General features: G+C 42.7%; 9 protein-coding genes. 7 read left to right on the forward strand and 2 right to left on the reverse strand.

The features are described 5' to 3' along the window. Positions 1 to 154: 154 nt before the first annotated feature. Together A1QC_RS00005 and uraH are read right to left on the reverse strand one after the other, a co-directional pair. A complete protein-coding gene (locus A1QC_RS00005) occupies positions 155 to 1,510 on the reverse strand; it encodes an NCS2 family permease (RefSeq protein ID WP_017024827.1) in 1,356 nt (451 codons plus the stop codon). Positions 1,511 to 1,695: 185 nt separating this feature from the next. After that, on the reverse strand, positions 1,696 to 2,049 hold the full coding sequence (uraH, locus tag A1QC_RS00010; protein WP_017024828.1) for a hydroxyisourate hydrolase: 354 nt from the start codon (positions 2,047 to 2,049) through the stop codon (positions 1,696 to 1,698). A 536-nt stretch (positions 2,050 to 2,585) separates the two neighbouring features. Here uraH and puuE point away from each other — a divergent pair. The 7 genes from puuE to A1QC_RS00045 all read left to right on the forward strand — a co-directional run bounded on the left by puuE (position 2,586) and on the right by A1QC_RS00045 (position 21,852). Next, positions 2,586 to 3,506 carry an allantoinase PuuE gene (gene puuE / locus A1QC_RS00015; RefSeq protein ID WP_017024829.1) on the forward strand — a complete coding sequence of 307 codons (921 nt, stop codon included), beginning with the start codon at positions 2,586 to 2,588 and terminating at the stop codon, positions 3,504 to 3,506. 127 nt (positions 3,507 to 3,633) lie between these two features. Continuing rightward, on the forward strand, positions 3,634 to 4,149 hold the full coding sequence (gene uraD, locus A1QC_RS00020) for a 2-oxo-4-hydroxy-4-carboxy-5-ureidoimidazoline decarboxylase (RefSeq protein WP_017024830.1): 516 nt from the start codon (positions 3,634 to 3,636) through the stop codon (positions 4,147 to 4,149). Positions 4,150 to 4,383: 234 nt separating this feature from the next. After that, entirely contained in the window at positions 4,384 to 4,917 is a 534-nt protein-coding gene (locus A1QC_RS00025; protein ID WP_017024831.1) for an ureidoglycolate lyase, read from the forward strand. Positions 4,918 to 5,006: 89 nt separating this feature from the next. Continuing rightward, positions 5,007 to 6,305: a urate hydroxylase PuuD gene (locus A1QC_RS00030; protein WP_017024832.1), complete on the forward strand. Its 1,299-nt coding sequence runs from the start codon at positions 5,007 to 5,009 to the stop codon at positions 6,303 to 6,305. Positions 6,306 to 6,708: 403 nt separating this feature from the next. Next, a complete protein-coding gene (locus tag A1QC_RS00035) occupies positions 6,709 to 17,361 on the forward strand; it encodes a DUF11 domain-containing protein (protein WP_017024833.1) in 10,653 nt (3,550 codons plus the stop codon). 1 nt (position 17,362) lies between these two features. Continuing rightward, entirely contained in the window at positions 17,363 to 20,905 is a 3,543-nt protein-coding gene (locus tag A1QC_RS00040) for a hypothetical protein (protein WP_017024834.1), read from the forward strand. Next, positions 20,905 to 21,852 carry an OmpA family protein gene (locus A1QC_RS00045; protein WP_017024835.1) on the forward strand — a complete coding sequence of 316 codons (948 nt, stop codon included), beginning with the start codon at positions 20,905 to 20,907 and terminating at the stop codon, positions 21,850 to 21,852. Before A1QC_RS00040 ends, A1QC_RS00045 begins: the two co-directional genes overlap by 1 nt. The last annotated feature ends 10 nt before the right edge of the window (positions 21,853 to 21,862 follow it).

Raw genomic sequence — 21,862 nt, forward strand, 5'->3', positions numbered from 1 at the left:
TAGGCTCATGTGCGGGGTGACGGATGGGGAAACACATTTATGCCCCCAAGCTGCGTTAGCCAGTCACTCTACCGACTTTCAATAGTGGGTGAAAGCCAGTAGAAGTTTGGTGATTCAATGTTTGCCGTGGGCAAATCATCGAACAGTTGAACGATTAATGACCATTCATAAACACAAGCTTAGCTACGAAGATTGCGGTTAAGACGTACATACAAAGCGATACTTCTTTACTCTTACCGGTTGCGACTTTTAGTACCGTATAAGTGATAAAACCTAAAGCAATACCATTGGCGATAGAGAAGGTAAGTGGCATCATCAGAGCGGTGATTGCGGCTGGCGCGGCGTCAGTGAAGTCATTCCACTTAATATGCTGCATGCTGTTCATCATCACAAATGCTACGTAAATTAGAGCACCAGCAGTTGCGTAACCTGGGATCATGCTTGCTAGAGGGGACACAAAAATGGCAGCAATGAACAATAACCCAACAACGACCGAAGACAAACCAGTACGAGCGCCAGCTTCAACACCTGCGGCACTTTCTACATAACTGGTGACGGGTGGACAGCCAACACAAGCACCGGCGACACTTGCCACACTGTCCGCCTTTAATGCTTTGCGAAGTTCTTTAATTTTACCCGTTTCTTTATCAATCAAATTAGCACGTTCGGCAACACCCACTAAGGTGCCTGCGGTATCGAACATATTGACGAATAAGAAGGCTAAAATAACGCTAATCATCGAAACTTCTAATGCACCACTAATATCCATTGCCATGAAAGTTGGGGCAATGCTTGGCGGCGCAGCAAAAATACCGTTGTATTCCACGATGCCTAAGCTCCAGCCTACAACCGTTACGATAAAAATACCGATCAACACCGCACCAAATACTTTACGTTCGCTTAATACACTGATGATCAAGAAACAACATGCGGCAAGAACGGCGCTTGGTTGAGTAAAGTCACCTAGAGAGACTAGGGTAGCTGGGCTTTCAACGACAATACCGGCCGTTTTTAAGCCGATAAGCCCTAAAAATAAGCCGACCCCAGCTGTCATGGAATAGCGTAAACTGTGTGGAATGCTGTCTAAAATCCATTCACGTAAGCTGCTATAACTCATGGCCGCAAATAAAACACTGGAAATGAAGACGGCGCCTAACGCGACTTGCCATGTGTAGCCCATTTCGCCAACAACGGTAAAGGCAAAGAATGCGTTCAAGCCCATGCCCGGCGCTAAACCAACTGGCCAGTTGGCATAAAACGCCATTAATAAAGTACCAATCGCTGCGCCCACACAAGTTGCCACAAACAGAGCACCTGCATCCATACCAGATGTAGCCATGATCGAAGGGTTAACAAAAATGATGTAAGCCATTGTGGCAAAAGTGGTGATACCACCAATGATCTCAGACTTTACGGTTGTGCCGTGCTCTTTAAGTTTAAACCAGCGTTCAAGTAAGCCTGGTGCGCTTTCCGGTGTTGTCTCTAAGGTATTGCTGTTTGAGTCATTCACTGTGCTATTCCTTGTGATTGTGTATCTACTTGCTGTTTATTGAGCTTAGATAGAAGACGTCTTCGGTTTTTTAGGTATGAAGAGGCCTTGGAGGACATTATGTTCTCCATACAAGTGTATTTTCGGGTACAGAGAGCGAAGCCGACAGCTAACAGACTTCACTCAGGATCAGGTGTTATGGGCGACTAGCTGCCGCGATAAGTTGAGAAGCTATATGGTGAACAAAGTAGTGGGACATGATAGTGACTGTCTTGATCGTTAATACCAAAACGAATCGATATATCATCTAAAAAAGGTACGTCGTCAAGTTTGACACCACTGGCAATAAAGTAATTTGCGGTATGAAAAATTAATTCATATTTACCAGTTTCAAAATCGGCGCCTTCTAATAAAGGGGCATCGGTGCGGCCATCAAAATTTGTGGTGACAGTTTTGATCAATTGGCTACCTTGGTCAGTGACTCGAAACAGCTCCACTTGAATATCGCAGCCTGGCACTCCACTGGCCGTATCTAAAACGTGTGTTGTTAGTTTTCCCATAATATGCTCTGCTTATTTGTGAAAGAAATGTGATCATCTTGATTTAATTATGTACACAACATTGTGTTCCGTAAAGGCGAGTAGTTAAAAAATTGATGTTGGATCAAATTGTGTTCAATGGGCATAATTATTAGTTTTATTGTAACGCATTGATATAAATTTATATTTACCTGTGTTTATCTTGATATGAGAGAGTAAAAAAATTTCACATTAGTTGACTATTAAGTCAGGTATATAATAGTAGTACGGATAAAATATTGCGCCAGTTAACAAGTTGTGAACAAATTCATTTGCCATGTTTTACTTATTGTATACAATTAATAAAACAAAGGTATGGAGTTACTTGCTTTTAGGACGGTATGCATTTTGTACTTGTCGATGTTGATTCCAAGTAATTGAAGCTGCTGCTCCAAGCTCGAAAGAATGATACCCAAAAGAATTGAAGTTGCGTGAAGGTTGCCAACAAAACAGCCACTTCAAGTAATAAAGGGTATAAAGCTTGTAAGCGCTCAAATGAGACTATTAAGGAGATGTTCATGGTTAGCGAATATCCACGCAATTTAATCGGTTATGGAAACCAACCGCCTCACGCACAATGGCCAAATGACGCGAGAGTCGCGGTATCATTTGTATTGAACTATGAAGAAGGTGGAGAGCGCTGCACACTACACGGTGATGATGAGTCAGAAGCTTTCCTGTCTGAAATCATTGGCGCACAACCTTTTCCTAATGCTCGTCATATCAGCATGGAATCTATTTATGAATACGGCAGCCGCGCAGGTGTGTGGCGTATTTTAAAACTTTTCGAGAAATTCAATTACCCGTTGACTGCTTTTGCTGTTGGCATGGCAGCAGAACGTCACCCTGATGTGATCAAAGCCATGGCAGACGCGGGGCATGAGATTTGCAGTCATGGTTACCGTTGGTTGGATTATCACAAAATCGACATTGATACTGAACGTGAACACATGCAAAAAGCGATTAATGTGATTAAAGAAATCACTGGTGAGCGCCCTTATGGTTGGTATACCGGCCGTAATGGTATCAATACTCGTAAGCTTGTCGCAGAAGAAGGAGGCTTCTTGTATGACTCCGATGCTTATGATGACGATCTACCATATTGGCATACTGAAGGGCCAAAACCGCAGCTTGTGATCCCATATACATTGGATGCGAACGACATGCGTTTTGCGACCAATCAAGGCTTTAATACTGGCGAGCAATTTTTCCAATATCTGAAAGACGCGTTCGATACGTTGTACGAAGAAGGGGCAGAAAGCCCGAAAATGATGTCGGTTGGCTTGCATTGTCGTTTGATCGGCCGTCCGGGGCGTATTCAAGGTTTGAAGCGTTTCATGGAATATGTGCAGCAGCATGACAAAGTGTGGGTATGTCGCCGTGTCGATATTGCGAAGCATTGGCATGAATGTCATCCGCATCCCGATTTAGCGAAATAACCAGATTTAGTCAAATAAATATCGTCATTTCAGAGAATGACTCTTTTTTGAAATGGCGAGATGGTTGATTGAATCACTTAAAGCAATCAATACATCAATGATAATTAAGTAAAAGAAGGAAGGAACCGTGACCCAATTTCAAACCTGTAAACCAAGCCAAATGACGAAAGCGGAATTTGTTGAAACGTTCGCCGACATCTATGAGCACAGCCCTTGGGTAGCGGAACGTACTTTTGATTTAGGCTTAAATGAACGTTCAGATTCAATTGAAACGCTTCACGCGGCAATGTCGAAAGTGATGTTGGATGCCACACCTAAAGAACAACTTGACCTTATTAATGCTCACCCAGATTTAGCCGGGAAAGCTGCGGTAAATGGTGAGTTAACGGCGGCGTCAACTTCCGAGCAAGCCGGTGCAGGTATTAGCCAATGCAGCGCTGAAGAATTTGCACAATTTACCGATTTTAATGAGCGATACAAAGCTCGTTTTCAGTTCCCTTTTATCATGGCGGTGAAAGGGGCGAATCGTCACCAAATCTTGGCATCGTTTGCTGAAAGAATCGACAATGATAGTGATACTGAGTTTGCAACCGCGATTGCACAGATCAATAAGATCGCTCTATTTCGCCTTCAAAGTATGTAGTATCGATAAAAACATGGAATACCAATGGCAGTAATGAGGAATAATGACATTCTTCGTCTTGGTAAAAATAACCGTAAGACATGTAAATCATAAAAGGGAATGAGGACTGTCTTTAACCACTGATGGTTTCAAAAGAAACCTTACTTAGTGCTCTGTATATCTATAATAGTTGAAGCGTTACGAATAAAGGCCGCTTCACAGGCATACCGAGTAAAAAAGAACGGAAGGGATAACATGACTGTAGACACCACGATTACACTAAAAGTGGAACCATTAACCAAAGAGGCTTTTCAGCCATTTGGCGATGTGATCGATAAAGAAGCGAGTGATTACTTTATGATCAACAACGGTTCGACTCGTCGCTATCACCGTATGGCGGATGTAGATGTGGCAGACAACGGTGGTGCACCCATCATCAGTATTTTTCAGGCAACCCCTTTAACGTACCCATTACACATTCAAATGATGGAGCGCCATCCACTTGGTTCTCAAGCATTTGTCCCTCTTCTTGGCCGCCCGTATTTAATCGTGGTGGCAGAGAAAGGGGAAGACTTACAACCACAAGCGTTGCGAGCTTTTTTAAGTAATGGTCGTCAAGGTGTTAATTATCACAAAGGGGTTTGGCATCATCCAGTGCTTGCACTGCAACCGGACGATCAGTTTTTAATTGTTGATCGAGCAGGCGAAGGCAATAACTGTGATGAAGTGTACTTTGATGAACTCACAAAAGTAATCTTGTCACTAGATAATCTTCCTAAGGTTGATTAATCAATTTTAGGATGAACTGCATCTAGCGCCGTCTAGCCAATATCATCTAACGCGATGTGCTAGACAAGGAAAAGTTAAGGAGAAAAATTATGGATCCGCATATTACGGAATGGCTCAACCTCTCAATTCGCTGGGTACACATGATCGTGGGCGTGGCTTGGATTGGTGCCTCTTTCTATTTTGTATGGTTAGAAAATAACTTAAATCGTGTTGACCCTAAAACTGGTCTTTCAGGTGATTTATGGGCAATTCACGGTGGTGGTATCTACCATCTTGAAAAATACAAACTGGCTCCACCAAAAATGCCAGAGCATCTGCATTGGTTTAAGTGGGAAGCGTACTTCACTTGGATTACCGGTGTCTTGCTATTAGGTGTGGTTTATTACCTAAATGCTAATATTTACTTGATCGCACCTGGTTCAGGGCTCAGTGTTGGTGCAGCGATTGGTATCGGTATCGGCTCACTGATTGGTGGTTGGGTTATTTACACCTTACTTTGTGATTCACCGCTAGGCAAAAAACCGTTACTACTGGGTGTGGTTTTGTTTGTCTGCTTGATTGGCGCGGCTTACGGTTTAAGCCAAGTGTTCAGCGGCCGTGGTGCTTATATTCACGTAGGGGCGATCATTGGTACTATTATGGTGGGGAACGTATTCTTCATTATCATGCCTGCGCAACGTAACTTGGTAAAAGCAATTGAAGACGGCACAGAACCTGATCCATCACTGCCAGCGAAAGGCTTGTTGCGTTCTCGCCACAATAACTACTTAACGTTACCAGTGCTGTTCATTATGATCAGTAATCACTTCCCAAGCACGTATGGTTCGGAATACAATTGGTTAATTCTTGCTGCGCTTTCTGTATTTAGTATTTTGGTTCGCCATTACTTCAATACACGCCATGGCAGTCAAAAATTTGCATGGGCGGTTCCAGTCGCAGTACTAGGCATGATTTGTTTGGCTTTTGTGACTTCGAATAAAATGCCGAGTATGTCTCAACCAGCGGCGCCTGTTGCTCAGCAAACGCCAGCTCAGCAAACGCCTGCAGCAAGTGTTGATAAGACGGAAAGTACAACGAAAATCAGTACTAATGAAAGTGATGCGACTCAATCTACAAGCGATGCAACAGTACCGTCGGTCTTTGCTCAAGTACAAAAAGTGATCAATGACCGTTGTGTTGAATGTCACTCTGCAAGCCCAACAAGCAACATGTTTGCCACGGCGCCAGCCGGTGTGATGTTGGATACCGCGGAAGAAATTCAAACCAATGCACCGCGCATTCAATCTCAAGTACAAACGAAAGTGATGCCGTTAGGTAATTTAACCAAAATGACGGATGAAGAACGTACATTAGTGATTGATTGGGTAAGCCAAGGCGCAAAGATTTAAAATAATCTTCAAATCTGAATAAAATATACGTTATTAAATGGGCACCTTCGGGTGCCTTTTTTATTTATAAGACAATATGACGATTTTAAATATTCACAATATGAATATTTAAAATGATTAATTCTGTATGATTTATAAGTAATTTATTATAGGAATCTTTTAACTTGATTCTGACTTTTCATTCAACTTTGTACGATAAAACGTAGCCAAATAAATTTAATGCACAAATCATAATAAAAACAAATGAATAATTGCGCATTATTTAAATTGCAAATGTATGCCGGTATTAATAGGCATTTATTTATTTTGCTTGTTAATGTCGAAATGCTGCAAATATATCAAAACACACCTAAATTACTCGAGTGTGGATATAGTGGCTATATAAGGTTGGATAACAAAAGTAATGGCTATATTACAATTAAATAAACGTATTTATTACGTCTTATGCTCTTTATTTCTTGCTGTATTTTCTCTTTCTGCCCACGCTGAATTAAGTGTACAACTTAAATCAGTATCGGATAGCACGTATTATGAAGCTGGTGAACCCATTAGCTATGAATTAACAATACGTAATACAGATCAAAATAATGCTGTTGATGATTTCACGGTGAATGCAACGGTCGCAGATCAAGGTTCATTAAACGATGTAGGTTCGTCTTCTAAGCAGAATTTCCGATCTAAACCGGGAACGATTGATATTTCTAGTAGTGGTTTTACGGCTACAAATGCCCATCTTTCGGCCAATGGATACATTACCTATACCTTAGATGCGACCGTTGGTGATGATGTTGTGAATCCTATTGCGGTGAACGTAGGGTTAAAAGATAGTGCAGGTAATAGCCTACCTGTAACGTCTGATAGCACCACGTCTGTCACTCTTACTCCGGCCCCTTATGTGTATAGCGTCAGTGTGACTGCTGCACCCCAGCAATATACAGTATCTAAGAATGTTGCTTATAACGTCACAGTTAAAAATGACGGTGACTATGCGATTAAAGGCTTAAAAGTTGATGCGCCTTTTGCGTCATTAAAAGTGGCAGATACTACAGGTCAAAAAGTGACACCATTTAGCGCCGTGAATATCAGCGCAAGTGGCAGTGCTTCTGGAACCAATGCTGGCACTTTTGATACGACAGGTGATTTAAAAGCCAGTGGAGTCACCATTGCGGTAGGAGATAGTGTCACTTATCAAGTCAATGCCACCGTTGCCAATAATATTGTAGGGGACATCACAACCGCAGCTGTTGCTGTGATCCCTGCGCGAAACCAAACTCAACAAGCTTCACTAACCGTGCCACCAGCGACACCCGCCATTACGCTCACTAACGTACTCAATAAATCGGGCAATTATTTAGTTGGCGATACGTTTAGTTATAGCGTTCAAGTATCGAATACTGGCGGCAGTATTGCACATGATTATCAAGTTCAATTACCTATTTCTAAAATGCAGTCATTACTGGCTAATGATATGCAAAAGGCAGAAGATTCCACCGACTTATCTGGCACGCCATATATAACGTGGACGAACCATGTTGAAAATATCGGTGCTGACTCGACATCTGAATTATCTGATAACGATACACAAAATGTCGATCTAGATGACAAGGTTTCTATTTATCCAAACCAAAGTATTGAATACACCATTACTGTTAATGTTAGCCCCGTTTCGATTGACACGATTCCGGCAATTACGGCAACGGTTTTAGATAATAATGCACAATCTGTTAAAACAGCGAACGCGAATACTTTAACCTCCGAGAAAGTCCTGAATACCGATTCGTCAAATATTAGCCGCACTAAAGTGGTGAATGATGACGAATATGTGCCGGGTGAAGAAGTGAAGTACACCATCACGGCAGAAAATAGCAATAACAAGTATTTTGCTAATAATATTCAAGTACTTGACAGCATGTCTTGTATTCAGACAGAACAATCGGATGGTACAACCGGTAACGCGTTTTCTGAATGGAAGCTCGACGTTAAATCTAAGACTGGAGAGGGTACCGATGCAGGGGCATTTGCTTATGGTACATGGACCAAAGGCGATATTAATGTTGTTCCTGATTTATCGCCAAGCGGGAAAGTTGTTTACACCTTAACAGCCAAAGTCGCGAAGACCAGTGTCGGCACCATTTTAGATAATGGTGCAAATTGTGGAGACAATGTTTCAGAAGGTGGCACTGGTATCGACATGCCAGCGGCTAATATTTATGCGAAGAAAGAAGTGAGCTCGCATTACTATTCAGCGGGTCATGGGCTGTCTTATAACATCACCGTTACTAATAGTGGCGATGGGTTTGCGTTAGATATTCCTGTAGTGGATGAGCTCAGCAAGGTTACGACGACCAATGTATATGGTAAGCAAGTGCCTGCTTATTATGCTTGGACCATTACCGCTAAAGCGTATAACGAAGATGGTTCACTTAACCGTGCGGCTGATACTGGCATTCCAGTTAGTATTAATTCTCCAACGGATCTTAATGTTAAAGCTGATTTGCCCCCGCACAGCTATATTGTCTACAGCATCGATACGACAACGTATCCGACTGCCAATGCTGAAATCCGCAACCAAGTTGTTGTCGATGATACGGTTTACGCCGATTCAGGCTCTATTCCTTATTCTTACAATGTAGGTATCACAAAGAAAGTTAATGGCTCAGATTGGAGCAATTATTCTCGTGGTGATAGCCAAGTTGCCTACACAATTACCGTGACGAACCCAACTGGTAATGGTTTTGCTTCGAACGTTAAAATTGATGATGAAATCTCTAAGATCCAAGGTGAATTGCTAGGCTCAACGGGCACCAATGCTGCTGCTCTAAAATCATGGAAGATAGAATCGACGGTTAAGGCGATTGATACCAAAGATATTTTCTTGAAAATCTTCGCCGATCCTGGTGAATACCCTACTGGGTTTGATGGCAGTGGTACTCGCACCGCTGGTGATATTCACATTGGTTCAAATGGTAATAAAGCCGCGCAAATTCCAGCTGGCGTTGAGATAGTTTATACCATCACCGCTGATATCGATCGAACATCAAATTCCTATGCCGACTCGCCGATTGTTTGGGGACAATTCTCTAACACCGCGACGGTTTCTGCGGATCAGTCGAGTTATAGCTCAGGATTTAGTCATTCAAGTACAGTAACAACGAATCCTAAAGTGCCTAAATTGGTCATCATTAAAACTGCAGATGAACCTAATTTTGTTCCTGGGGAAAAACTCACGTTTAATGTTGAAGTTCGTAATATTGGCGATGGGTATGCGAATAATGCTCATGTAACCGATGCCATCGGGGCTTTGAATTTCTTCGATAGTTGGAGCATCACGGCTGAGAAGGATGGTTTAGGTGGCACAACTACAGGCAGTTTTGCCAACAACCAAGATATCGACACGACCGTTGATATTGCACCAGCTCGTGGCGATAACAAAAATGGTGAAAAGTACGGGTATGTGATTTACCACATTACCGGCATTGTTAAACAAGACTACAGTCCGACGGAAGTCTCTAACACCGCGACGGTATATGATCCGCAAAGCGATACGGAACATAAATCTTCAGCAGAAGTAGCGAAAGATGGCGCGATTGAAAAGCTGAATGTGTCTATCGTGAAGTCATCAAACACTCATTATGTGCCGGGTGAAGATCATGTTTATACCATTTACTTAAAAAATAATGGCGATAAAGACGCAAATAACCTGACGTTCTCCGATCCTATCGAAGAAATCAAAGATACTTTAGCCAATAAGAAAGATGGCCACTTTACGGATTTTGAAGACCAAAGTCCGTTTGAAAGCTGGTCGGTTGATTATGATGATGGCAATGGTTTTGGCTCTTACAGCCAAGATCCTATCACGACTCGTTTAAGCCTTGCCGCCGATGATGGTACCGATGGTTCTGGAGCGGATGAACGCCAAATCACAATTCGCGCTAAAGTGCTTGATAGTGCCATCAGCAAAATCACCAATGATGCTTATATTATAAAAAATAAAGGTGAAGCGACCGAAGATACACGCATGGCACGTGATGAATCGATTCGCGCCGATTCTCATGGCTATATTGCGCATGAAGTGAATGAAAACAACTACTCTCCGGGCGACACTTTGGTGTACACGGTAACCGTGACGTCAAAGACAGGCTATTACAATAATGTAGCAATTAATGAAGCGATTAATGACTTACAAGTTGAATTGCTAGACGGCTCAACCGGTAATCCATTTTATAACGTAAAAACGGGTAAAAACGAGTTTACGGTCCAGTCACAAGCCACGGATACGCATGATGGCGGTACGACCGATGGTAAACAAGATGGTACTGTCGCAGGCAATAAAGATATTAATACTACGGTAGATGTTGGTCCGGGCGATAAAGTCGTCTTTACCATCACCGGTCAAGTCCGCCCTGATGCGACAGGTACGATCAACTTTAACGACATCGATAATATTAATGATGATAACCATAACGTTATCGTTCAGCCTTACCCATATCAATTAACCTTTGATAAAACGACAAAACAAGTCAATTACTCCCCTGGTGGCGTTTTAACCTACTACTTAACCATTCAAAATATCGGTAAAGGTAACGCTCGCGATATTCCAGTTTTGGATGAAATTAGTAAGATCATGGTCGATACCACAACCGGTGGAAATGTGGCTGCATTTACACCGGATTGGACGATCACCACTCAAACTGAGGGTGATAATGTCGATTATGTTAATGCCGGTGACTACAGCAATGGTGAAGATCTTAACACCACGGTTGATCTGCCGATGGGAAGTACGCTGACTTATACCGTAAAAGCGACGGTTGTGGATGAAGCGAATGGCGAAATTGTGAATGCGTTAAAAGTGGATGGGGATACGGTTAGTACTAAAACCAAACCTGATGCTCAGCGTTATAACTTCACCAAAGAAATTACACACATGTACGAAAAAGGGGTGAATGATAATACTCCAGGAAATGAGCTTTCGAATAAAACTCGCTATATGCCGGGCGGCTGGATTGAATACACGGTTCGTGCGGAAAACTTAAATGATGTCAATATTGCTGATATATCCATTGAGGATGATATTGCCGACATCACGACCGATTACTTTAACGGTAAAACTGGGCCTGCTTTCGATCATTGGCAAATAACCGCAACCTCAGACAGTTCACCTATTTCGGATGCAGGTACGGTTGCTGATAACCAAAACATCAAGACCAACTTTACCCTTGCGGCAAATTCTATCGCCCCTGAAGGCACTTCTTATGTGCAATATGTGATCAAAGCGCATGTGGATGAGAAGGCTGTTGGTTCGATCTTGAACGTGGCGAGTTTTGAAAATGGTACTTTTGAAGCGAAAGCAGACGTTGCCAATATGATTTCACCGAGTGTGACGTTTGATAAAAAAGCGTACACACCGGGCGTATCATTAAATGATGATGGCACGGTCAGCACGACGACAGCTAAAACCACGTACTCTCAAAACAGCTCGGATGAAGATAACCAAGTTGATTATGTGATTAGCCTAAAAAATACCTCTAATGGGACAGAATACGGCAAACACTTGACAGATCAGGTGTCTTCTATTTTGGCGAAAATTGCTGAAGATGCGAATACCGATGGCAGCGATCCAACCGACACGCCATTCAAAGCCGCGCCAGTGATTACCATGAAAGCGTCACAAGATAATGACGGTGCTGGCACCACCATTACGCTGCCAAACAGCTTTAGTGGTACGGATATTGACAGTGATGTTTCTATTGCTCCGCAGGGTTGGATTAACTTCTTAGTGAAAGGCAATATTGCCGACAACACACTAGGCAGCTTTACGAACACCGCGACTTACAACGGCAGTAATAAATCGGCGGCACTGAATCCATTAACCAAGAATGTCACGGTTGAGAAAACGATCACGTCGATTGGCGGAAACTCTTACAGCAATGGTGATCCTTATTTACCGGGTCAGGAAGTGGAATACAAAGTTGTTGTGCACAATGACAGTGATGGTTGGGCTAACGATGTTAACTTAGTTGATGATCTTTCTGCGGTACAAGTTGAAGTCATTGGGGGAGGTCGTCAAAGCGCCTTTAGCCACACTGAAATTACCAATACGACAGGCTCGCCACTTGCTGGTGAAACTTACGTGCCGGGTTATACCGCGACCGATAGCGACTTAAATATGCAAGTTGATATCGCGCCTCAAGATACCTTGACCTTCACGATCAAAGGCACCATTCGTGATGATGCCTTAGGGGTGATTGACGCGAATACCTTTAAAGCGGACGAGACTTCAAGTTCTACTCCAACGATTCCACCGACAGCGGCTCAAGTGAGCGGGTCTAAGACGTTGTTTTCTACTTCTGCCGATCCAGGCTGTACGGATTCAACAGGCTGTAAATATGAGTTATTAGGGCAAGTTGAATATGACGTCACGGTAAAGAATGCTGCAGGCGCTGGTACCGCAAACGACATCAAAGTAATTGATGCGATTAATAATATCAAAACCAGTGGTGGGCAAACCGCGTTTAATCATTACAGCGTTGAAGTGTTTAAAGCACCAACGAACAGCAGTGATTACTCAATTTCTGGTAATTACGATGGCAATGTTTCTTTAAATGCCACTGTGGATTTAAAAGCCGGTGAAGAGATTGTGTTTCATGTTAAGGGTTCGGTTGCGCCTAATGCGCAAGGTACCATTAGTAATACAGCAAGCGTAGACAATAAAGATGTGAATGACACAATTGTATTAGAAGGTGAATACACCGCAATCGTCGCACAAAAATCGACACCAGATCCGACTTATGTTCCTGGCGGTGATGTAACGTATCATCTTGATTTTGCCAATGTCGGTAAAACGGATGTCAATATCAATATTGATGATGCGATTTCAAGTTTTAAAGTAAAAACGGCCGATGGTACAGATCAACAAGCTCTAGACAGTTGGACCATTTCAGCGGAAGTGGTCCAAGATGCCAACTCGGCTGTGACGAATATCGATGCCTTAAATGGCTTAAATAATCAAGATATTAACAATGCGGTGATTACTTTAGCTTCGAGAGAAGCGAACCCAGAAGGGAACGCAGCTACTGTCGTTAGAGTAACCATTACCGGTAAAGTCAGAAATGATGCGATTGGTAAATTCACCAATGATATGACCTACAGTTTTATGAAAAGCGATGGCAGCACCGCCACTAGAACGGCGAAGTTAGCACAAGGCTATATCACGCCAAAACCGGGCAAGCTAACCGTGACCAAAACTGCCACTCGTGATCCGGCTGAATATTCTATTGTGGATGGCGATCCTGATAACACCATAAACTTTGATGTTGAAGTAACCAACAGCCCTGATGGTGGCTACGCGGTGAACACCAATATTAAAGATGCAGTAGACAGCATCAAAACGGATCTCGCGAACCAAGCAAAACCGGGTTCGGCTATTGATGGGAAATGGACGGTGAGCACACCAACCTTGGGGGCCAATACCAAACAAGTGGGCACACCAATTGATGACACCACTGGCTTTGCAGGTATCTACAACATTCACCCTGGTGAAAGTGTAAAAGTGAGCTTTAGCGGCAAAGTGGTTCCTCTGGCAGTTGGTGATATTACCAACACGGTCGCGGTAAGCTCCGAGTCGGCAGACTTAGATCCAGCATCGGTGCTGCAAGCGACTTATATGCCTAAAACAGCCAATATTGGTATAACGAAAACGGTTGATAAACCTCAATACAGCATTGGTAGCGATGGCGAAGTGCTGACTTACACCGTTACGGTTCAAAATACCGGCGGTGGCTGGGCGAAAGATGTGGCAATTACCGATCCGGTCTCAACGATTGAGACGGATGTGTCCGGTGATACGCAAGGTCCAGCGTTTGATAGCTCAAGCTTTGTGGTCAGTGCGATCCCGAGCAAAGTAACTGGTCAGAGTGCTGTTTTAACAAAAGTACCCGCGGTAGAAAATCAAGACTTAGACATGACGTTGGATTTAGCGCCGAATGAACAAGTAGTGGTGACCTTCCAAGCGAAGTTAAACAACAACGATGTTGGCACCGTGACCAATGAAGCGAGCGTAACGTATAACGGTGACACTCAAACAAAAACAGCAATGTCTGTGCCAAGTGCTGCAACGGTAAAAATTACCAAAGCGGCAGTGAATGCGTTAGGTAATAAAATTGACGACCCAACGTATGAGCCTGATCAGTATATTCACTTCCAATTAAAAGTGGAGAACACCTCAGAGAGCTTTGCGAATAACGTTCGCCTACAAGATGCGATTGGCGAGATCATGGTGGACAACAACTTAGGGAACTCTGAAAAAGCATTTGCTTCTTGGGTCACTAAAGTAACTCAAACGGATAATCGCAGTACAGCGACCGATTTCACGGGTGGCTCAAATGAAGATCTTGATGCGACGTTTGATTTAGCGCCAGAGTCATCCGCTACCTTTACTATTACGGCAAAAGTGCAGCCTAATGCTGTTAGCGATATTGAAAACACGGCGACTTTAACGCCAGAAGGTAGTCCAACACTGAAGTCGGAAACCATAGTGGTGAAGCCTGAAGCGTCCACTTATGTCGCGCATAAAGTTTCGGAAGAACTTCGCTACGAGCCGGATCAATCATTGGGATTCCTCGTTACAGTAACTAATAATTCGAAAGCGATTATCAACGACATGATCGTGACCGATGACATGAATTCGATTCAAACCGATTATGTTGATGGTACGCGTGGTACGGCGTTTAAACCGAGAACCACCAGCTTTACGGTTAAGTCCCAACCTGATTTCGCGCAAGTAATTCAAAAAAGTGACACCGAATATCAAGTCGATATTCCACCGGGTAAGTCTGTAGTGTTTGAAGCTCGTGGAGACGTGAATGGTGAAGCCGTGGGCGAAATCATCAATACCGCTTATGTCACCAATAATGGTGAAACAAAACCTTACTCAAGTAACGTGGTAAACAGTGCGCCTTCAATTATTGATGCTGAACTGACCACCGATGCCAAAAATTACGTACCGGGTGAGCCTGTTGTGTATCACTACATCGTGAAAAACAGTGGCAGCGGCCTAGTGAAAAATGTCTATGTGGAAGCGTCCATTGCTCAATCACTTGGTGAGCTTATTGATGGCACGGAATCACCTTCTTTCACTCATTGGGATATCACTGCGAAAGCACACGGAAGATATACCACAACCGGAACGGTTGAAAATGACAAAGACATCTTTACTTCCGTGGATATCGATCAAGGTGGGTATGTTGATTACACCATTACTGCCACAACCAATGAAGATTTAACCAGTAACATTGATTTATTGGGCTATTACATTGATGTGACTGACGGTTTATCGAAGTCGGTAAGCAGTAAGGCCAAAACCTTGACGAGTAGTGCCAGTTCGTACGATTCCGCCCAAAAAGCCATTGATGGACAAGTGGGGGAAGTGAGCGTACTTCAACTGCCGCCTGTTGAGCCTGAATTGAAGGTAACGAAAACATCGGATAAATCAAATTACGAAAGTGAAGATGACACGGTGACTTACACCTTGACGGCAGAAAACCCAAGCCTGGCTAATGCGTCGAATGTGGATTTAACCGATGCCATTAGTGAATTGGTTGCTTCAAGCGGCAACCCAGTATTCACTAGCTGGGATATACGCGGAACCGAGTACGACGAGCAAGGCAATATCATCGATAACTCGGTTTTCAATGATACCGATAAAGACTTAGATGTTGTTGTGAACTTAAAGAGCCAAAGCCGAAATCGATTTGAATTTACGATTGTTGGCACATTAAACAAAGGCTTGAATGATGACATTACCAACACCTTTGTGGCGACTTTGGAAACCGGTACGAAGTTCACGGCAGATAATACCGTTCATATTGAGCGTATTCCTGACAATACCGGTGAACTTACCGTAACCAAAACGGCGTTTAAAGACGAAGCGCAAGTTGGTGATGTGGTTGAATACGAAGTGACAGTCTCGAACGACACGGAAGCCGATTTTGGACCAGTTGTTGTACAAGACCGCATGCCAGGTGGCTTCCAGTACGTTGAAGAATCATCAGAAATCACCTTACCGGGTGCGGATGGTGAATTTGATACCACTGATGACATCACCATGACAGCAGAACCTACGGCAACGCGTGTCTTGCAATACCCTGGCATTGATTTGTTGTCGGGTGACAGTGTTCGTATCCGCTACTTGTTGCGCGTGAATATTGGCGCAACATTTGGTGACTACGTGAACACTGCTTTTGCCACGGTAAACAACCAGCTGAAATCAAATTTAGCCAGTGCCACTGTGAAAGTAACACCAGATAAACTTTTTGATACAGCTTCGATCATCGGGAAAGTTTTCCAAGATGATAATGGCGATGGTTATCAAGCGGACGCGACAGCAGATGATATTGAAGTAAAAGCCGATATATCGAAATCGGACTACATTGCTCATTCAACTATTTTGATGTTAAAGGATAACGAGAAAAGTGTGGCTGATAAGAGTGGTACAGCGCCGATCAATCATGGCGTGACAATCGATTCGTTAATGGGTATTTCGCGTAACCGCACTCTGCCTCATGGCAACAAAGCGGTACTTGAGTTTAAAACAAAAACCAAGACACCGTTTGATCTGCATGTTGTATCGGATAACGGAACCAACATTACCTTAACGGCAGATGGCAAAGTCATCAGCAAAGATTCTGGTGATAAAGAAGAAGGCCTTTCATCTGAAAACCTTGATGTGACCCGTAAGTTGTTCCGCTCTGGCGATCACTATGTTTGGGAAATTACCATCGAAAACAAAGGTTTTTATGAAGAAGGTATTCCAGGTGTTCGTTTAATTACCGTAGAAGGTATTGTGATTGAAACCGATCAATATGGCCGTTATCACGTTCCCGACCAATGGGTTGTGGATAAGAAAGGCAAAAACTTCTTAGTCAAATTAGATACAGACTCTCTGCCAACTGGCATGAAAGTGATTAGTGAGAACCCGAAGGTGTTAAGAATCTCTCCTAACGCGTTAGCTAAGTTTAACTTTAGCGTTCAAAACGCAGATCAAAAAGGAGGGAAGTAACATGTCTTTAATGAAACTTCGTCTCCAAATGAATAAAAATACGCAGCATAGCTTGTTCCCACGACGCACGTTATTGTCGTTACTGGTGGCGGCCTCCTTCACAGTATCGGCGGACGATAGAGTCGATACTGACGAGCGAGAAGAATTGGAATCGACCTCGACCAATATTCAGGTGGATGCTCATGGTCAGCAAGATAATTCTCGTATCTATTTAAAAGAAGGCGCAATTTGGGCTGCTCGTGATATTACGCGCTTTGATCCAGTATTGAATGTGGATGTTGCTGATGAAGCAGAAGTACAAGATGACGCCTTGTTAGACAGCGTTCGATTCACCGTTGCAACTAATTTCAGTTACTACGTGAATAACTGGCAGCTTGAGATTTATCAATCGGAAGATAATCATTTAACCAAGCCGTTAGCGATAGTAAAGGGTGACAAACTCAGCAACAGTACCGACATTGAATGGAATGGGAAAACCGATTCAAATTACGTATTTGTTTCGGGTCGTCAGCTGATTTATCGCCTTAAAGCTTGGGATAAAGACGGCAATATGGATGTCACGAACATTGGTGCCATTGATCTTGTTCGTCCAAACAAACAAGTCGATATAGATAAGAATGAAAGTGAAGATCGTACATACGGCCGAGCAAAATTGATGCGTCACAACATTCCAACCTATGCCGGTATTGCTAAATTTATGGGCACAGGCTTATACGATGTGGATTCAGTGACCATTGGTGAAGATGAATTCGATGTTGAAAATGGCGAATTATATGCGGAACAATTCTTGCCAGCGGATGCTTATCTATTCCCTGCAACCGTGAAATTTGAAGACGGCACAGAACGCAAATACAGCTTGTATGTGCGCATTCCAGATACTTACTGGTCGCAAACAGGTATGGCTGATATGTATGTTGGTCGTAACTTTGTAAAAGGTAATACCGATGCATTATCTGTGGATGAACAATACCAAGGCGATGTGTATAACCGTGGTCGTTTAGCCTATTTTGGTCAGGGTAAATTTGGTGACAAGCTGCGAATTACCGCTCAAGTGGACACCAAAGACAGTGCCATTAAAGATATGTTCGATCATCCCTTTGCTTCAGATTCCGATTCTATCTTCGATTTAGTCGAAGGGGATGATGAAATGTATTACGGCACTTATGGTGATGGTGCAAACATTACCAAAGTCGCTAACACACAAGGTAAAGTTTACCTTGATGTTCAATACGATAAATCACAGTTGTTATGGGGTAACTACAACACTGGGATCACCGGGACGGAAAACTCAGATTACAACCGTAGCTTGTATGGTTTAAAAGGTGATTACCGTACCCGCAGCACGACTTCTTATGGTGAAGACCGATTAAATATTGTTGGATTCGCAGCAGAAGCAGGCACGTTGTATTCCCATGATGAGTTCCTAGGTACGGGTGGCTCATTGTACTTCTTGCGTCATGGTGAAGTATCACCGGGTAGTGACAAAGTTTCGATTAAAGTTATTGATACCACCAGTAACTTAACCAAGCAGGAAATTACCTTAGAATCAGGCCGTGACTATGAGATCGATGAATACCAAGGTCGAATTATTTTAAAGAGACCGTTAACCGATATCGTCGCAAGTAACGCCAGTGAAGTCATTGAAAACTCCCCAGGTGGCAGTTTAGAAAATTACCTATCGGTCGATTATGAATATATCCCTCAAGGTTCAGAAGCCATTGGTGATGGTTCTTATGGCCTTCGTACGAAAGGTTGGCTTAACGACTACGTTGGCGTTGGGGCCACTTATGTAAAAGAAAACCGTGATAACCAAGATTACGATGTGACCTCTGGCGATATCACTTTACGTGCCACTGAAGGTACGTATTTAAAAGCAGAATTTAGTACCAGTGATGGTCAGCAAGCCAACAGTAACTTTGTTTCGGTGGATGGTGGTTTAACCTTCACCGAGATCAGTTCTGCCGATGAGCGCCGCCAAGGGGACTCTTTACAAATTAAAGGTTCGGCAAGCCTATATGATATTGCACCAAGCATGTTTGGCGCCGTGGGTAATGATATTAGCGCTTGGTATAGCACCAAAGATGCGGGCTATTCATCGGCGACTCAATTTGACGATCTTGAACAAGAGAATTACGGCAGTAAGTTAAGCCTACAATTCAATGATTGGTTAAGTTTTGCTACGCGTTTCTCTTCTTCTGAAGAATCTGAAACGGACGGTACGTTAGTGACCGACACCGATGAAATTGATGTCGAAACAGAAGTGATGGTGACTGAGCATATTGCCGTCACACTAGCGGGTAAACAGATTTCAGAATTAAACAATAGCGATAGTGGAGATCAAGGTGACGGTACTTTAGTCGGCGGTAAAGTTGAATACATCGTTGATGAAGACACTAACGTTTATGTGAAAGGCCAAAAAACCGTAAAAGCAGAAAATGGCTATGATGATAATGACAGCGTGTCTGTCGGTGCAGAAGTCCTATTATTTGAAGATTTGACCGTAGGCGGAGAATACACCACAGGTGATCGAGGCGATGCCGCGCTTGCTTCGGTGAATTACGACATTAGTTCTGATTACAATACGTATTTGACTTACGAGATGGACGACTATGAAGACCAAAATACCTTCACGGTTGGCCAAAAAGTTAACATCACATCTTCGGTAGATTTCTATCAAGAAAACCAGTTTGTTGATGAGAATAACGGCAAAGGTCAAATCGATTCGTTTGGCTTTGATTTTGATATGACGGATGATATTGAAGCTGGGATCAGCTATCAGCAAGGTGATATTGATTACCGAGATGAACCGAGTGTTGAACGTAAAGCCGCCAGTGTTTATTCAAAGTTTGATTTTGATAAATTCTATTTAAGTAACAAAGTTGAATACCGTGTGGATGTCAGTGATACCCGAGTGGTTCAGTGGGTAACGACGAACCGATACAATCAAAACTTATCGGAAGAATACACATTATACGGAAAATTTAACTACTCGATCTCCACCGATCAAACCATTGATGAAACCGTAGAGCGATTTATTGAAAGTGGCTTGGGAATGGCATATCGCCCAATTTATAACGATGATCTGAACTTGTTAGCTCGTTATACCTACTTAGTTGATTATGATGCAACCGATCGTGATGTTGACTATAACGATGAAGAAAGCCATATCGTTGAAACTGAAGCTATTTATGCTTGGAATGCTCATATTGATATCGGTGCGAAGTTTGCTTACAAACATAAGCATGAAAACTACGAACGTGAATCGGGCAGTGACTTCTTGGTGAAGAATAAGATTTACTTAACAGGCCTTAGTGCGAGTTACAAAGTGATGAAAGACTGGGATGTGACCGGTGAGTATCACTGGAAAGTTGACAGTTATTATGACCAAGTTGAGCAAGGAACGGTATTGTCTTTAAATAAACACTTAGGTGATAACTTTAAAATTGGTGTCGGTTATAACTTCTCGAAATTTACCGATGACCTAGTGTATGAAGACGATTATGACGCGAAAGGCTTCTTTGTGAATGTAATAGGTAAATTGTAATGATAAAAATTAACTCAAAAGCAATCACAAGTGCAGCCACGTTAACCGCAATGGCGGTATTGTTACTCGTGACGGGTTGCTCTACCGATACTTATGTGAGCAATGAAAATGTGGATAAATTTCAAGATCCATTAGTCAGTAAATTCTATATTCGAGAATGCCTTTCACCAAGGCCGAATATTCAAGTGGCGGTGGTGGAACATTTTGATTTTGATAAATCAGCATTGACCGCAACGGATCAGCAATCTATTGATGATTTCATAGCTAAAATTAAAGATAAGCATGGTCAAATTTCAATTGTGGGTCACACCGATGAGCAAGGCAGTAATGCGTATAATGATGCTTTATCTCAACGTCGTGCCCAAGCAGTACAAACTTACATGCAACAGAAAATGGACGCGACCAATTACGATTGGGAAGTAAAGCATTTTGGTGAAACTCGGCCTGCAGTGAAAGGTAAAACCTTATCGGCCTATGCGCAAAACCGTCGCGCTTTCATTATTTTTGAAGAAAAACAAATTGAAAAAGATAACCCAGCTTGTTTGCCTCCAGAGCCGAAGCGTAAAGTGATTATTGCAATGACGTCACATTTTGACTTTGATAAATCCAATTTGAAGCCAAAAGATATCGAATCATTAGATGAATTTGCTAGCAAACTAAAAGACTTGAAAGGGCGGTTGCTGATTACTGGCAACACTGACTACCTTGGTTCAAATGAATACAACCAAGCGTTGTCTGAGCGTCGTGCACAGTCGGTGATTGAATATTTAAAAACCAAGTTAGATGAAAATAATTTCTTATGGGAAGAATCGCCGAGAGGGGAACTCGATCTTCTCACTCAAGATAAAAGCATTGAAGGTAATGCCCTAAATCGACGAGCGTTTGTGATTTTTAAAGAGGATGATTTACCAGGTAGCGAAAAAGGAAAACAAGAAGTGATTAAGTAATCGCTAGCCT

Source organism: Vibrio rumoiensis 1S-45 (genome assembly GCF_000286955.2).
GTDB lineage: Bacteria > Pseudomonadota > Gammaproteobacteria > Enterobacterales > Vibrionaceae > Vibrio > Vibrio rumoiensis_A.

Bases quoted from the DNA above. Each gene is read 5' to 3' on its own strand.
- uraH (WP_017024828.1), bottom strand. From the start codon at position 2,049: ATGGGAAAACTAACAACACACGTTTTAGATACGGCCAGTGGAGTGCCA.
- A1QC_RS00035 (WP_017024833.1), top strand. From the start codon at position 6,709: ATGGCTATATTACAATTAAATAAACGTATTTATTACGTCTTATGCTCT.
- A1QC_RS00030 (WP_017024832.1), top strand. From the start codon at position 5,007: ATGGATCCGCATATTACGGAATGGCTCAACCTCTCAATTCGCTGGGTA.
- puuE (WP_017024829.1), top strand. From the start codon at position 2,586: ATGGTTAGCGAATATCCACGCAATTTAATCGGTTATGGAAACCAACCG.
- A1QC_RS00045 (WP_017024835.1), top strand. From the start codon at position 20,905: ATGATAAAAATTAACTCAAAAGCAATCACAAGTGCAGCCACGTTAACC.
- A1QC_RS00025 (WP_017024831.1), top strand. From the start codon at position 4,384: ATGACTGTAGACACCACGATTACACTAAAAGTGGAACCATTAACCAAA.
- A1QC_RS00040 (WP_017024834.1), top strand. From the start codon at position 17,363: ATGTCTTTAATGAAACTTCGTCTCCAAATGAATAAAAATACGCAGCAT.